The organism is Actinoplanes hulinensis (assembly GCF_019429605.1).
Classification (GTDB): domain Bacteria; phylum Actinomycetota; class Actinomycetes; order Mycobacteriales; family Micromonosporaceae; genus Actinoplanes; species Actinoplanes campanulatus.
In genome coordinates this window covers 98,371-111,997 of record NZ_JAHXZI010000013.1, presented here as the reverse complement: position 1 = coordinate 111,997, position 13,627 = coordinate 98,371, and the positions used below count along the sequence as shown (strand labels likewise).

Below are 13,627 nucleotides of genomic sequence, written 5' to 3'. Positions count from 1 at the left end.
GAGGAGGCGCGCCGTGGTCAATACGGTCACCCCGACCCCGAATGCAGGCAGTGGCAGAAACCGTCGCTGGGACGCCGGTGTCCGCGCGGGTGTGATCAGCGCCGCCGCCGGGGTTCTCGCCCTGATCGTCGCACTGTTCGCATGGCTCATGCCGCGGCAGCCGGGCGGCGATGATCCAGACGGCGAGAAGGCCGGTCGGGTAGCGACCGGCAAGGAGAGTGACTCGCATCGAACGCTGCCCACCAGCGCAACGACGGTCAGTCCACGTGCAAAGGCCACGACGTTTCTGGCCGGTGGGGCGTTCCATCCTGAATCGGGCGCGACCGACCTGACGGAGGTGCCGAGAACGATCCGGGGAAAGCCCGGCTACACCGGCCACGAGATCGCTATCCGGTGTCCGTCCAACGAGACCGGCGACCAAACCTCGGATGTCACCTACCTGCTTCTCGGTCGGTATGCGCAGTTCGACGTCACCGTTCGCCCGTATTTTCCGGCAGGCACCGATCAACAGGCCGCGACCTACGTGTCCGCGATGATCGGCACCAAGCGTTCCGACGGCGGCTTGGACACCACGATCGCGGCCACGCAGAAGACGGCGACGCCCACAGCCTCGGCCGAACTCTCCGCACCCGTCGACCACGCCGAGAAGCTCACGCTCCGCATCGAATGCGGCAACCCGAACGGCGTCGTCGTGCTCACCGACGCCCGCCTGACCTCGGCATAGAGCGGCAGGATCAACCCACCACCCGCCGCCGAACAAGCGGCGGCCGCAGAGGGCGGTCACAGCCGTCATGGTGGCGGCCCACCAGCACGGCGGCCGCCACACCGATCGCGATCGTCAAGGCCTGGTCCTGACCGGACCGCCACAGCCACATGGTGAAGAGCAGGAAGATGGTCAGCCCGACGAGCCAACCAGCCACGCTGAATTAAATCACCGGCGGCTTGCGGCAGAAAGCGGCGACCTGAGCCTGCCTGCCTCGATGGATGCAGATCGATGATCCCTCGGCCGCGTCATCTCGACCACCTGATCCATCGGCAAGCGCGGGGTGGATGCCGGGCTCAGGGTGCTGGTGTCGGATTGCCGAGACGCATCACAGGTGCGGTGTACTGACACCGCCAAACATCTGGCGGAGCCACTGCCGGGTGCAGGGCTCTTCGACCGGGCTACTCAGCGGGGTCAGCGACGCATCGTGTTCGGTGGCGGCCAGCCAGACCTCGCTGAGCGCCTCGCCAGCGCAAAGCCAGTCGGCCGGTTCGTCGCCGGTACTGTAGATACGCCCGTGATAGGCGCGCCAGCCGATCAGCCGCCGGAACGCCGAGCGCCGGGGCCGGGCCGCGATGCCCGGCCCCGGCGTCTGTCAGCGGTAGACGACGGTGATGGTGCCGGTGGTGCTGTTCCAGGTCAGGGAGCCGTGCCGGAAGTCGCTGCGCCAGCCCACGGTGACGGCGTACTCGTCGCTGGTGGGCGGGCCCAGCCGGCTGCCGGTGCCGCCGAGCGCGAGGTAGCGGGTCAGGATGCCGCCGCGAACCACATGGGCCCCGTCGGTGCTGTTCCAGTAGACGTTCCCGCGCTGGAACTGCACGGCCCGGCCCACACTGACCGCCGTCTCGTCGGAGCGCGGGTAGCCGAGATGGCCGCCCTCACCGCCGAGAGCCAGCCATTTGGTACGGATGGCGCCGTGCACCTCGTGGGCGCCGGTCGCCGCCGACCAGTAGATCGAGCCGCCCTGGAAGGTGCTGTACCAGCCGCCGCCCGCGCCGGGGCGCTCGCCGGCGGTCGGGTAGCGCAGGAAGGAGCCGGCGGTGCCCAGCGCGCGGTACTTGGTGAGGATCGCGCCGCGGACCGCGTGGGCGCCGGTCGCCGCCGAGTAGTACAGCCGTCCCCTCTGGAACCACTGGACCTCGGTGCCGGCCGTGGTGGCCTGCATCGGCCCGGTGGTGGCGGTGCCCAGTGAGGACGGTCCGCCGGCGGTCAGGTACGCCCTCCGGATCGGGCCTCGGGTGACCGCCTGGAAGGGGCTCACGAAGGCGTACCCCTGTCCTTTGATCTTGTCGATGATCTGTTGCAGGTTGCCGGGGTCGCTGGACGGGATGCTGACGTGCATGACGACGATCGCTCCCGGCTTGAGGAAGCGGTCGATGCGGCCGCTCACCGTGGCCCAGTCGGCGCCCTGGTAGCCGGTGGTGTCGAAGGTCCAGTCGGCGTTGATGTAGAAGCCGCGCAGCGCGAGATCGCGGTTGAGTGCGGCGTTCGTGTACCCGGACCGGTACGGCGCCCGGAACCAGCCGGCCGAGCTGACGCCCGCGGCACGGAACGCCGCCTCGGTCCGGTCCAGTTGGGACCAGCGCTGGGCCTGGGTCAGGGTCATGAAGTCGGGGTGGCTCCAGCTGTGATTGATGATCTTGTGGCCTTGGGCGGCGATGTTCCGCGCCTCGGCCGGGTTCTGTTCGGCGAATCGTCCGGTCATACCGAAGCCGCCGGTGATGCCGTTGGCGGCGAACACGCGCAGCACCGTGTCCAGATTCGCCTTACTGGCCGCGATCTGGTCAGCCGTGCCGGTGCGCCAGTCCAGATCGAACGTGAGGGTGGCGACCTTGCTCGTGTCGTACCCCTGGGTGAAGACCTGCGCCCGGTAGGGCGTGACGTCGGCGGCGACGGCCGGCGCGGCGGTCAGAGTGAGTGCCGGAAGGGAAAGGGCGAGCACCGCGGTCCGCAGCGTCACCCGGGTCGAGCGCCCCGTGTCCACAGGGATCACCTCCGCGCGCGGGCGGGGGTGCCCGCGCTACACCCCCACCGTGCGGCGGTGGTGTGCGGAGGTTCAAGGCCGAACGTCCCAAAACATGGATGGTGGCCAATGGGACCTTCGGCCGGGGGTCAGTCACGGATCTCGACCACCTGCTCGATGGGCAGGCGCGGGGTGGGCTCGGCGGCCGGGCCGGTGGTGTCGGCGATGCCGAGACGCATCACGAGGTACGGCGTGCCGACGCCGCCGAGCATGTGGCCGAGCCGCTGCCGGGTGAAACCCACCTCGACCGGGCCGCTCAACGGGGTGAGGGCCGCGCCGTGCTCGGTGGCGGCCAGCCACACGGCGTTGAGCGCCTCGCCGGCGCGCAGCCAGTCGGCCGGCTCGTCGCCGCTGCCGTAGAGCACCGCGTAGGTGACGGCGCTGTCGTGCCCGGCCCCGGCCGGGAGGGTGCCGGTCACGCCGAAGTCCCGGCCCGCGACGGTGGTCTGCGCCGGTTCGGCGGGCAGGCTCGCGTCGGGGATGCCGGTGCCGTCGGCGCGGTCCCCGCCGACCCAGGTGGAGGTCTCGGCCTGGAGCAGATCGTCGGAGGTCTCCGCCTTCTGCGCCTGCTCCACCAGGACGGCCAGCTCGATGACCTGATCACGGCTGAGCAGGCACAGATCGGCGCCGGCCTGCGCGGCGGCCGCGGTGAACGCGTCGAGGACCTTCACGTCGACCGGTTCGTCGCTCATGGTGCGGCGGTCGGTGTGCCGCCGCGACAGCTGGTCGAGAAGGCGGACGGCCGCCGGGTCGGCGGTACGGCGTTCGAGCGGCCGGATGATCGCGAGGGGCTCGGCGGCGGGACGCTCGACCTCATGGGCCCAGCCGTCGGCGTCCAGGGCGACGCGGGCGTGGTGCAGCGCGGCGCCGCAGCTCATCAGCAGCATGTGCTGGTCCGGGTCCTGGAAGCGCAACTGCCGTTCGGTCACCGCGAACAGCTCCAGGCGGTCGGGGTACACCACCCAGCGCCAGGGTTGGGTGTTGTGGACCGACGGCGCGTAACGGGCGGCGCCCGCGGCCTGGGCCAGCAGGTCACGGGTCTGCGTGTCAGCGGTCAAGGTGTCCTCCCGGCGGCGCCCCGTCACAACCTCACCCAGCCTGCCACAGCGGCGCGGAGCTTGAGGCGGAACGACACCCGCCGGGCCGTCCCGAACGCCGGGTCCAACGACCCTGAGCAGCGCGTACCAGGCGGGTGATGATCCGGTCACAGGCCTGGTGCGAAGGCGTCGCACGATGTGTGCCGCCGTTGTCACCGTATTCGACAGATCGCTCGGGATCAGGGAGGTGGCCGTCCCGGAGCCGGGTCGATCCGAGGTGCTGTGCGAGACACGCCAGCTGGACGAGATCAACGACTCGATCGAGGACGTCCTGGCCCGGCTGGTGATGCTCCCCTGACCGCCCCGTGACCGATCGGCCCGTCATCAGCGACCATGGATGATGATGGGACCGATTCCGATTCGTCATCCGGACGCCGTGCCGCCGGGTTATCCACCCGGGTACGAGCGGGAGCTGCGCCTGCCCGACGGCCGCACGGTCTTCGTCCGCCCGATCGTTCCGGCCGACCGTGGCCCGCTGGCACACGCGATCCGCACCGCCGATCCGGACACCGTGCGCCGCCGGTTCCTGGGCCCGCCGCCACGGATCACCCCACAGCTGCTGACCTATCTCTGCACGGTCGACTATCAGCGGCGGTTCGCCCTGGTCGCGATGGATCCGGCGACCGGTGACGGCATCGCCGTGGCCCGATACGAGGGGACGCCGGACGGCAGCGCCGAGGTGGCGGTGGCGGTGACCCCGGCGTGGCGGCGGGCGGGGCTGGCCACCGCGCTGGTCGAGGTGCTCGCCGAGGCCGCCCTGGATCGCGGGATCCACGCCTTCAGCGCCCTCTACCTCGCCGATAACCGGCCGGTGACCGCGCTGCTGGACCTGGCCGGTACCCGGCATCGGGACTCGATCCGGGAGGGGTTCACCGAGGCCGCCGTGGCGCTGGACCGGGCTGCCGTGACGGCGGCCGTCCAGCGCCTGCTGGACGGCCCGTGAGCGCCGGCCATCCTGGTCTTCGCCGTCGGCTTGGCGGTGAACGCGCTGCCGACCGCGGCGGTCGAGGCGTGGCTGCCGCTGTCCCCGTTCAGGTGGACGCGGAGCGGCGGTCCGGTTCGAGCCGGAGCATCTGGTGATGCCGGTTGCCGTGGTCGTCCTGGTGGCTGCGGCGATGCCGGCTTTCGCCCGCCGGGACATCGCTGTGGCGCATGGAGAGCAAATGGCCGCGATGGTGCGGTTCGAACGCCGTGGTGAGGAGGGTTCGTGGCGCGCTACGGCCGGCGACGATGCCAGGCGTTGACTGCCGTTTCAACACGTTGGGACCTGGTTCAGAAGCGTTCGGCTGTTGCTCGGTTCTACGGCAGAGGGCGCCGGCGGGTCGGCCGTCGCAGCGGCGGGTGGTGGTGAGGCCAGGGCCGGTCAAGATAACGGTGTAGCTCGATGTTGTGATGGTTAGTTGCGTCCTGCGGTGAAGCGGCCGTCGAAGGCCAGGTCGAAGGCGTTGAGGGCCGGACCCTGTCACACAGTTCGGGACCGGTCGAGGGCAGCATCAACCGCCTGAAGATAATCAAGAGGCAGATGTTCGGCCGTGCCGGTCTCGCCCTGCTCCGCAAACGCGTTCTGCTCGCACGATGACCATCACAAGATCGTCGACAGAGCCCGGATCTTGACGTTGATCGCGTCCAGGAACACGACCGGGCAGACGCGGTCCAGCGGCCGGTTCCGCCACTCGGCCATGCCGTCCATGACCTTGTCGGTGATCGGGGAGATGGTCTGGCGTGAGACCTCGGCGCCATACACCTCGGCCAGGAGAGCGCTGATCTCTCCGGTCGTCAGGCCCTTGGCCGACAGCGACAGGACCATGTCCTCGACACCGGTCAGCCGGCGTTGCCGCTTCTTAACGATCTGCGGACGCCCTCAGCTGGAAGTCAGCTGCACCGGCACGGACCAGACCCACCTAAACATGGGCCACCGAGCGCCGGTGCCGACCGTGGTCCGAAACTCACGACCAGGAAACCCAGCGGAAGCGCAATGGTTCCCCAAGATCATCGACATTCGGGACCGAACTCGCGACCGAAGCCAGCGGGAGGTTGAGCGGCAAGCTCGGCCGCGGCAATGACGACCATGTTGGGAAGCGGGAACGTGGAATCGGTGGCTATTGCCACGGCGGATCTCGGCGAGCCACGGCGTGACGACTATGGGTCTTAAGCCGGGACGCGGGCGGTGTTCACGCACTCGGCGACGTCCAGCACCAGCAGGAGCCTACCGTCGGTCTTGTACGCGCCGGTGACCAGCGCACGTGACGGGCCGGTCAGTGTTGCCGGCGGCTCCTCGAACAACTGAGCGTCCAGATAGGCGACCTGCCCGATGCGGTCCACCAATAGGCTCACCGGCTCACCGGCGTACCGCACGATCACGTTCATCACGAGGCCGGACATGTCCCGGCGCGGCAACCCGAACTGCGCACGCAGGTCCACCGCGGCGATCACCTGCCCGCGCAGGTTGAACAGGCCGCCGACCACGTTCGGCGCCATCGGCACCGGCGTGTACTCGCTGTACGACAGCACCTCCTGCACGGCGCCCACGTCTACGCCGAAGAACTGGCCGGCGACCTCGAAGGTAACGAACTGGCGACTCGACATGCGCATCTCCTGGGATGGTGTCCGCCGAGAGACATGCGTGACGGATCACCAGGAATATCGGACGATCGAGTACTCGAGCCAAGGAATCTGGCGGGTCAGTTTGCAGGCTCGCCGTCTCGGAGCCACCGGGGCAGGTTGCGACAGATGTCGGCGATGTCGTTGGCTTGTTCCCGCCACCAGGAGAACTGGCTACCAAGGCGTATTGGACGTGCATACCTGCATGAGTGCTGGTCGTCCAGCGGGGTTTTTGCTTCTATTTGAGCGGTTCCGGCAGCGGTTGATCGGCTCGCGGCCGGCGACTGTCAACGCCGAGTGAATCTTGACCATCCTGTTCCGGTTGAAAAATGACCACCCCAGGTCTCGTTGGTCTTCAGTCGTTGGTTTCGGTGGCTGCCGGGACGCGGCCGAGGTCGCGGTCTTTGAGCCGGTAGCTGTCGCCTTTCAGGGAGATCACTTCGGCGTGGTGGACGAGGCGGTCGATCATGGCGGCGCATATCTCGACTTCGATCTTCAAGTCTGCTTCTTGACCTGCCGTTTCGTTTCGTGGACAGATGTCTTCGACTGCGCCGTACTCGGGTCTGGCTCACAGTGTCCGGTGACGCCGTTGGAGAATGATCGGATGGATGTTGTCGAGTTACTTGGTCGGGCAGCGGCGCTGGTTCCGGCCGACGTCGTCAACGAGGCTGGTGTGACAGCCGCTGACGTCCGTGAGTATCTCGATCACAACGAATGGGAAGTCGCGTTGGACCTCCTTGCCGACCTGTATGACGGCTGGCGACCCAGCGCCCAGTGGTGGGACCTGCTCATCGAGGCTGCTGAGCTGATGTGGCTCAGCGATATCGCGGCTTGGTGTCACTGGGGTCGCTGGGAGAGCGTCCACGGGGTCTTTCGCGCCGAGCTGCGCTTGAATCCGCCAGCGAAGGGTGGCCGGTCGATCGCTATCCCGCGTCCCGGAGTCTTGCGTCCTCTTTGGGATACAGGCCGGCGCACCGGCGCTGGCGAACCCGATCTGCGGGTAGCTCGTATTTGGGTGGAGTATGCGACGGAGCTGGCGCCGGGTGCTACCGGCTCTATTCGACTGGCGCCGTTGTCTCCGGCTGACTGGTATGACCTGCGACCAGGTCAGGAGATCACCATGCATGAGGGCATGCCGGTAGTGGGAACCGCCACGGTCGTCGAAGTCGTCGCCCCGGTCTGACGTCGGCATTTGGTTCGTGGCGGGTTCTCCTTGATCACCGATCCTGGCCGTTCAGGCGGGATGCGCGCAGTTGCCCGTGGGCATGGGCGAGGGCGTCGCGGAGTTGCTGGTTCTCCGCCCGGAGCTGACCGATGCGTTCGTGGGCCAGCGTGAGACGTTGGCGCAGCGAGTCGTCGCTGGCATCGCCAGCAGGTTCTTCTCGACGGTGCGGTTCAATCTCCCCTCAAGGTCAGCCGCTCGTGGCAGCCGGGGGCGCCGGGTCGGTGAGGTAGCTGGGTAACGGTCTTGCAGGTCGTCGCCGCACCACGGTCGGCGTGCTCGGCCGGCTCGTCGTCGAGCTCGGCGCACAGTGCCACCTGTGCCAGCAATCCCCCGGCGCGATCCTGGACGACGACCACTTCACCGGGCTGATCCGCGGTCTGCTGTGCATCGGCTGCAACAACAATCTCGAGGAATGCTTGCACGTCACTGGTTGGCCCCCGGGCCGCAACGACAATTACCGCAGCCTCACCCGGCCGTATCCCTCGAGCGGCGGTTGACCGGGTGCCGGTTGTCCCGGCGCTCGCATCCGGTGGCCCCGGCCGGGACCCAGTGGCGCTCGCCGGTCACCGGATCCGTTGCGATCTCGGGCGGTCGCATGAGGGTGCAGCGATAGCGGCTCCGGACGAGGTTGTACTCGATCCGGGCCAGCACAAGGCTCGCCAAGGTGCCGATGACGCTGACGGGGATCGACACATAGCCAGGCACCCGGGAGTGCTCGCCTAGGCCGAGCAGCAGTCCGCCGATGCTCAGCAACGGCGTGATCAGGGCCGGTAGCAGGGGATTCACATCGCCGGCGTTGAAAAAGTTGCGTGCGATCAACAGGAAGGTCGCGACGGCCAGCATGGTGACCCAGGCCTGGGGCACCTGGGCCAGATAGAACAGCCACCTCGGCATGGGATGGGCCGCGGTGTAGTCGGCCAGCCAGCTCACCGGCAACACCACCGGCAGGACGAGGTAGCAGGAGATGAAGCGCCACGCCGCCGGCCGGATCCGACGCCAGCCATCGGTGAAGGTGTCGAACCGATTGAGGTAGGCGAGACCGCCGAAGAAGGCAACGCCGAACATGCAGATCCCGCCCGCCATGCCCTTCGCCAGGGAGTCGGTGAGATCCTCGCGATCGGTGCCGAAGAGGGCCAGCAGTGCCAGGAAGGTCAATGCCTGGGCCGCCATGCGCAGCAGGCCCAGTCGCGCCACGGCGGGATCGACCCGCACCCGCGGGGTGAACCATCTCCAGGCGAGGAAGACCGGCCACAACACAGGCGAAAGCACCCATCGAAGCGTTCGCATCCATTCAGAGTAGATACGCCATCCCAGACGAGGCCGACCTCGCCTCCGGTGACGAGTCGACAGGTGCCGCTCCCGGCCAGCCCGGAATGTCGTGTCGGCGAAGTTCGTCGACCGGAGCGCCGTGATCGGTACAGCAGCGCTCACCACCGAGCAAGCGCAGCAACTGCGCGAACGTGCCACCGCTGGTGCGAAGAAGTCCGCGCTGGCCAGGGAGTTCGGCATCAGCCGGGAGACGGTCTACAGCCACCTACGCCCGGCAGCCGCCACCGGCTGATGTTCGAGCGAGCGGCCGAGCCGGTCGATCTTGATGACCACGAGTTGGTCGCCGCGGCGGTGGACGACCAGCAGCGCCTTGTCGAATTCGGGTCGGCGGACGAGGTTGCCGGAGACCTGTCGATGAAGATCTGTTCGCCGCTGGCTGCGGTGAGTGCGTCGTGCCGGGCGTTGGGGTTCTGGTCGCGAGTGGAGACCCGTCCGTAGCCGAACCGCACGCCCGGACCTGTATCGCGAACCCCGAGCGCGTTACGAAGGCGCGGACACGAGTTCTGTTACAGATTCGACCTGGGGGATGTCGCTGGCGCCCGCATGTCTCGTGAACTTTCGTTACCGGACACCGCATCCACACACCGGAGCACCACCTGCGGCCAATGCTGGGCCAACACCGGCAAAGGCACGTGCCACGACTCTGTCGCCAATACCTCGCACAGAAGCCGACGTGCCCGGTCGTGGTCGCCAGTGGCGGCAATCGCCCCAGCCACCGCGGTCATCGCCTGCGCCTGCTCGTACGGGTCGATGATCGTGCGGGCCACGGCCTCGGCTCGCTCGGCGAGTTGCCGGGCCCGGTCGGGGTCACCGGCCGCCGTGACCGTCTTGGACACCTCGGCCAATGCCCCGAGCCTGCCGGGCCGGTTCGGTGATCGACCGAGCGAGGCCTTCCGCGCGGGCGGGTTGTCCGAGAGCGGCCCAGACGGCGGGCAGGTCGGTGGGGATGCGACTGTTGCGGTCGGCGAGGTTGCTGCGGCGGATACACAGCCGCAGCATCGCCTCCAGATCAAGTTCTCGCTCGGCACGAACGAGGTCTTGGCAGGCGGTGATCTCGACGAGGGCGGCGGCGTCGCCGCCGGACAGTGCCAACATCCGGTCGTGCCGGTCAGGGTCGGTGACCAGGTCGACCAGCCGGGACACCTCGCCGTCAGTGACCAGCATCCGCGGGTAGCCGAACAGCAGGTATTCCGGGGTGCCCGGCGGCCAGGCCGGGCCTCCACCGGCGGGGCGACGGTACCGCTGGGCCCACACTTGCAGGCGGTCGCGGTAGCCAGCCAGCCGGGTTGCGCCAAGGTAGCAGCGGGCGGCGAGTTCCTCGTGACCGAGCGGATACACCAGCGGTCCATCGGTGTCGGCCCATTGCCGGAAACCGCGGGTGAACGTGCGCCCGGCCACGGTGTGCAGCACCTCTTCAACCAAGACCAGCCCGGCCCCGGTCAACTCGTGCAGGTCGTCGCCGGACAGACCACCCCGAGCCGCGGTCAGCAGACCAAGCAGGTCCTGCTCGAATTTGCTGCCGTTGAGCAGCCGTTTCAACTCGCTCTGCCCCAGCCGTTGCAGGTCACGAGCATAAGGAGAATCAGCCAGCGGCCGGATGATGCCCGGAACACGCAGCGGATGCCAGTCGGGCACGTCCTCCGGCACGGGTGGGTTGGGCCGGCCCGCGACGATGACCCGCATCCCGGCCGACGGCCTACCCGGCAGCAGCCCGGCGATGCTGCGCGCGTGCGGGCCGGTAGTCACGCCCCGGTCTTCGTCCAGGCCGTCGACGAGCAGCACCAGCCGCACACCTCGCCGCTGGCAAGACTCCGCGGCCTGGCCGAGCAGGTCCAGCAGCCACGTCTCCCGCAACGACTCGTCGATCACCGCCGGCACCTGTTGCCCGGTCACGGCGGCCAACAACGCCGACTTACCCGCCTACGGCCCCGCCCGCCACCACACATACGGACCGGCCTGTTCGTCCAGGCAGAATCGGGCCAACTCCGCCAGCTCCGCCTCACGACCGAGCAACTCGGGCGGGGCGATCTGACGCACCTGCGCCAAATACACCGGCCGGTCCACCCTGGGAGATGATCCGGTGGATCACATCCTTCTTCGGTGCCCCGTCGAGACGATCATCCGCGCGGATCCGTTTCTCCAGATCCTCCAGCGCGAGCCTGCCTGCCCTCTCGTGCAGGTCATACAGCAGATCGCGGACATCCCGTCGCGGCCCGGCGTCCAGGTCGGGCCGGGCCAGGTTCCGCGGCCGCCGCACCGGGGCACGCTTCGCGGGCGGGCGGCGCACTGGTCGGGACTCATCGGCATCCATCGCTTACCGATGATGCCGCACCGCTACCTGTCGTGGACTGCCCGACACCGGTCGGCACTCAGGGTTGCCCCTCATGGATTGCTCAAGGCTGAAAGCCCAAGCCGGCGCCGGCTCCGCATTTGGTCCACCGACAACAACATCCAGGGAGCATCCGATGACCCGAACCCCGCAACACCCGGACGATCCTGAGCCGCGCCGCACCCGGATCACCCTCGCCGTGATCACCGCTGCACTCGCCGGCGCCACACGCGCCCTGACCACCTGCCTGCTCGACCACCTGACCACTGGCTACTAAACAGGGCAACGGGGCGGGGTGGGGACCCCGCCCCTCACGCCGTCGGCTATCCGTGCTGAGGAGTACGGACATCCGTGCACACGACTTCGGAAAACGACACCTGCTGCTTGGAACCGCCGCTCGACATGATCACATCTCGGAAGACCTGTTCCACTCCATCGAGCTGGAACGCACCCGGCGTCCGGCGCCAACCGCAGTGCGGCGACGAAAGGATCCACCTCGGTTCGGTCACGCGGCAATGCGCCGGTGGTGTCGAATGATCTGAACTGCATGACGTGCATCGAAGATGCCGACGATCGAGAGGCGCACAGGGATGAAGGTGCTGTTGGACGAGCCGCGGGTGTTCGTGACATACGGCTCGGCGTCGGTAGCCAGCGGCGAGGACCCGTACGAAGTCGAGTACGACATCGAGGATGCCTGGGCGGACGAGAGCAACGGCCTCTGCGGGGCAGGGGTCGAGGGAGTCCTCGTGCTGACCACCGGCACGCACACCGGCTGGCTCCCGTTCCGGGTCGAGCTGCACCCCGGCGCACCGCCGCTCGATGACACCTGGGACGAGATCGTGGAGGTGTCCTTCACGGCGATGTCTGATCGAGCCGTCCTGGCCGGGCTGGACGGCGACGCGTTCGAGTTCGAGCTGCCCAGCAACCAGTACCGAGTCCGGTACAGCATCCGCGGGATGGACGAGGCGGACACCACCGACGAGACCCTTGACGCCTACCTGCTGCAGTTCTGGCCAGCCCCGCCGGCCAGCGGCAGGATCGTGAAGCAGAGCGGCAAGCAGGCGGCGTACTGGCACCGGGCCCGGCGGACCCTGACACCCCAGGAGCAGCAGGAAGACGAGCAGCACGAAGCGGAAGGGCAGGAGCAGCAGGCACGGGAACGGTGGGGTGACCGGATCCCCAACGACCGGCTCCGCCACGCCGAGGGTCTGTACCTGGACGCGATCTCCGAACTGGACATCGATCTGGAGTTCGCCGTCGCTGACGCGGATGACGCCACGCAGCGGCACATCGCGACGTGGGCGACGCTACGGTCGCTGGAGCAGGCTGGCCTGGTCGATCTTCCACAGATCGCTGCGGCAGTCGCCGCGCTACGCGAGGGCAGGAAGGTGCCCAAGCCGTTCGACGACAGCGGAGTTGTCTGGTCGATCCTCAACGCCGCGGACGTCGCCCGGACCAGTATCCCCGTACCGCCTGACGGGGGGAGCGAGCAGTCACCGCAGGACTGGGCGATAAGCACCCTGTTCCACTCGGCGATGGAGGACTCGCTGGCGGCAGCGCTCGAAACACTGGTATGCCTGGCATACGTCTACGGACGCGACGGATACCGGCAGGCGTTCACCGCCGTACGCGAAGCCTTTCCCCAGCTAGAACGAGGGTAGAAGCTGAACCTCGATGCGGCGGGGTTGCGGTGCGGACCCCGCAGCGATGGCCGACCCGCTAACAGGCTGAGAGGTTGGCCGGGCTTGCCCGGTCGGCGCGCGGAACCGCGGCACACGGCGGTTGCCCGAGGATCGGCGGCCGATCCGTTCCACAACCAAGGAAGTGGAACGCCCCGTTCACCCCCGGCGGTGGAGGATGCAAGAGCCAATTTGGGGGCGGCCGCGACCAGGATGGGCCGCGCACGCGGCTGACCACGGACTCAAACGGATGCGCGTGGTCCTGCACGGCGGTGAGCCGCTTCTCGCCGGGGCATCCGCATGACTCGGAACGGTGAACGCCACTCATGGGGTATGCGTCACTCATTGGGTCGACCGTCTGCCGGGCACTGCCGCTGGCCTTCGTGGCGCTCATGCCGAGCCATGCCCGGCGGGCGGTGACCCCCCGAGGACGCGGCTCGGCAGTCGGCCTCCTCAGGGCCGTTACCACAGGTCAGGAGCGGGTGCGTTCCGGCAGCGGGATGGCGCGGCCGACCGCGCTGCTCCACCACCACGAGCTGTCGTTCACCACGATGGTCGGCGCTCCGGTGGACATGCCGCGC

At 68.4% G+C, this 13,627-nt stretch carries 15 protein-coding genes and 2 pseudogenes; 8 read left to right on the top strand and 9 right to left on the bottom strand.

All coding sequences use genetic code 11. The features are described from left to right. Positions 1 to 13: 13 nt before the first annotated feature. Positions 14 to 724, top strand: a complete 711-nt coding sequence (locus KZ829_RS24575) for a hypothetical protein (protein WP_220146271.1) — start codon at positions 14 to 16, stop codon at positions 722 to 724. Positions 725 to 734: 10 nt separating this feature from the next. Here the strand turns inward: KZ829_RS24575 and KZ829_RS24570 are convergent, their stop codons facing one another. From KZ829_RS24570 to KZ829_RS24560, 3 genes are all read right to left on the bottom strand, one after another. After that, on the bottom strand, positions 735 to 920 hold the full coding sequence (locus KZ829_RS24570; RefSeq protein ID WP_220146270.1) for a hypothetical protein: 186 nt from the start codon (positions 918 to 920) through the stop codon (positions 735 to 737). Positions 921 to 1,358: 438 nt separating this feature from the next. Continuing rightward, the gene (locus tag KZ829_RS24565; protein ID WP_220146269.1) at positions 1,359 to 2,747 is read right to left on the bottom strand and encodes a polysaccharide deacetylase family protein; all 1,389 of its coding nucleotides are present in this window, start codon (positions 2,745 to 2,747) and stop codon (positions 1,359 to 1,361) included. A gap of 128 nt (positions 2,748 to 2,875) precedes the next feature. Continuing rightward, a complete protein-coding gene (locus KZ829_RS24560; protein ID WP_246636196.1) occupies positions 2,876 to 3,844 on the bottom strand; it encodes an Acg family FMN-binding oxidoreductase in 969 nt (322 codons plus the stop codon). A gap of 175 nt (positions 3,845 to 4,019) precedes the next feature. Between KZ829_RS24560 and KZ829_RS24555 the strand changes: the two genes are divergently transcribed. Both KZ829_RS24555 and KZ829_RS24550 read left to right on the top strand, forming a co-directional pair. Next, the gene (locus KZ829_RS24555; RefSeq protein ID WP_220146268.1) at positions 4,020 to 4,181 is read left to right on the top strand and encodes a hypothetical protein; all 162 of its coding nucleotides are present in this window, start codon (positions 4,020 to 4,022) and stop codon (positions 4,179 to 4,181) included. Positions 4,182 to 4,226: 45 nt separating this feature from the next. Continuing rightward, the gene (locus KZ829_RS24550; protein WP_220146267.1) at positions 4,227 to 4,826 is read left to right on the top strand and encodes a GNAT family N-acetyltransferase; all 600 of its coding nucleotides are present in this window, start codon (positions 4,227 to 4,229) and stop codon (positions 4,824 to 4,826) included. A gap of 660 nt (positions 4,827 to 5,486) precedes the next feature. Here KZ829_RS24550 and KZ829_RS24545 read toward each other — a convergent pair. The 3 genes and pseudogenes from KZ829_RS24545 to KZ829_RS24535 all read right to left on the bottom strand — a co-directional run. Then, positions 5,487 to 5,738 (bottom strand): annotated as a pseudogene (locus KZ829_RS24545) (transposase); the annotation flags it as partial. Between the two features lie 293 nt (positions 5,739 to 6,031). Beyond that, positions 6,032 to 6,469: a chemotaxis protein CheW gene (locus tag KZ829_RS24540; protein ID WP_220146266.1), complete on the bottom strand. Its 438-nt coding sequence runs from the start codon at positions 6,467 to 6,469 to the stop codon at positions 6,032 to 6,034. A gap of 370 nt (positions 6,470 to 6,839) precedes the next feature. Further along, positions 6,840 to 6,962 (bottom strand): annotated as a pseudogene (locus KZ829_RS24535) (ATP-binding protein); the annotation flags it as partial. Between the two features lie 126 nt (positions 6,963 to 7,088). Between KZ829_RS24535 and KZ829_RS24530 the strand changes: the two are divergent. Continuing rightward, positions 7,089 to 7,667, top strand: coding sequence for a hypothetical protein (locus tag KZ829_RS24530; protein WP_220146265.1), 579 nt, complete (start codon positions 7,089 to 7,091; stop codon positions 7,665 to 7,667). A gap of 314 nt (positions 7,668 to 7,981) precedes the next feature. After that, positions 7,982 to 8,206, top strand: coding sequence for an endonuclease domain-containing protein (locus tag KZ829_RS44910; RefSeq protein WP_220146264.1), 225 nt, complete (start codon positions 7,982 to 7,984; stop codon positions 8,204 to 8,206). Here the strand turns inward: KZ829_RS44910 and KZ829_RS24520 are convergent. Then, entirely contained in the window at positions 8,175 to 8,996 is an 822-nt protein-coding gene (locus KZ829_RS24520) for a hypothetical protein (protein WP_220146263.1), read from the bottom strand. The genes KZ829_RS44910 and KZ829_RS24520 overlap by 32 nt on opposite strands. A gap of 121 nt (positions 8,997 to 9,117) precedes the next feature. Between KZ829_RS24520 and KZ829_RS24515 the strand changes: the two genes are divergently transcribed. Next, positions 9,118 to 9,270 (top strand): helix-turn-helix domain-containing protein, encoded by a 153-nt coding sequence (locus KZ829_RS24515; RefSeq protein WP_246636194.1) that lies wholly within the window; start codon positions 9,118 to 9,120, stop codon positions 9,268 to 9,270. On the opposite strand, the gene KZ829_RS43240 is transcribed toward KZ829_RS24515, so the two are convergent. Both KZ829_RS43240 and KZ829_RS24505 read right to left on the bottom strand, forming a co-directional pair. Beyond that, complete coding sequence (locus KZ829_RS43240) at positions 9,234 to 9,341, bottom strand: hypothetical protein (RefSeq protein ID WP_504739923.1); 108 nt, start codon at positions 9,339 to 9,341, stop codon at positions 9,234 to 9,236. The genes KZ829_RS24515 and KZ829_RS43240 overlap by 37 nt on opposite strands. A 504-nt stretch (positions 9,342 to 9,845) precedes the next feature. Then, positions 9,846 to 10,931, bottom strand: coding sequence for a hypothetical protein (locus KZ829_RS24505; protein WP_220146261.1), 1,086 nt, complete (start codon positions 10,929 to 10,931; stop codon positions 9,846 to 9,848). Between the two features lie 572 nt (positions 10,932 to 11,503). Between KZ829_RS24505 and KZ829_RS24500 the strand changes: the two genes are divergently transcribed. Both KZ829_RS24500 and KZ829_RS24495 read left to right on the top strand, forming a co-directional pair. Then, on the top strand, positions 11,504 to 11,644 hold the full coding sequence (locus KZ829_RS24500) for a hypothetical protein (protein ID WP_220146260.1): 141 nt from the start codon (positions 11,504 to 11,506) through the stop codon (positions 11,642 to 11,644). A gap of 313 nt (positions 11,645 to 11,957) precedes the next feature. Next, a complete protein-coding gene (locus tag KZ829_RS24495) occupies positions 11,958 to 13,028 on the top strand; it encodes a hypothetical protein (protein WP_220146259.1) in 1,071 nt (356 codons plus the stop codon). Positions 13,029 to 13,627 lie beyond the last annotated feature (599 nt).

What these genes read in the sequence shown, in the direction of transcription:
- KZ829_RS24555 (WP_220146268.1), top strand. Translation starts at nt 4,020, where the DNA reads ATGTGTGCCGCCGTTGTCACCGTATTCGACAGATCGCTCGGGATCAGG.
- KZ829_RS24550 (WP_220146267.1), top strand. Translation starts at nt 4,227, where the DNA reads ATGGGACCGATTCCGATTCGTCATCCGGACGCCGTGCCGCCGGGTTAT.
- KZ829_RS24540 (WP_220146266.1), bottom strand. Translation starts at nt 6,469, where the DNA reads ATGTCGAGTCGCCAGTTCGTTACCTTCGAGGTCGCCGGCCAGTTCTTC.
- KZ829_RS24530 (WP_220146265.1), top strand. Translation starts at nt 7,089, where the DNA reads ATGGATGTTGTCGAGTTACTTGGTCGGGCAGCGGCGCTGGTTCCGGCC.
- KZ829_RS24520 (WP_220146263.1), bottom strand. Translation starts at nt 8,996, where the DNA reads ATGCGAACGCTTCGATGGGTGCTTTCGCCTGTGTTGTGGCCGGTCTTC.
- KZ829_RS24500 (WP_220146260.1), top strand. Translation starts at nt 11,504, where the DNA reads ATGACCCGAACCCCGCAACACCCGGACGATCCTGAGCCGCGCCGCACC.
- KZ829_RS24495 (WP_220146259.1), top strand. Translation starts at nt 11,958, where the DNA reads ATGAAGGTGCTGTTGGACGAGCCGCGGGTGTTCGTGACATACGGCTCG.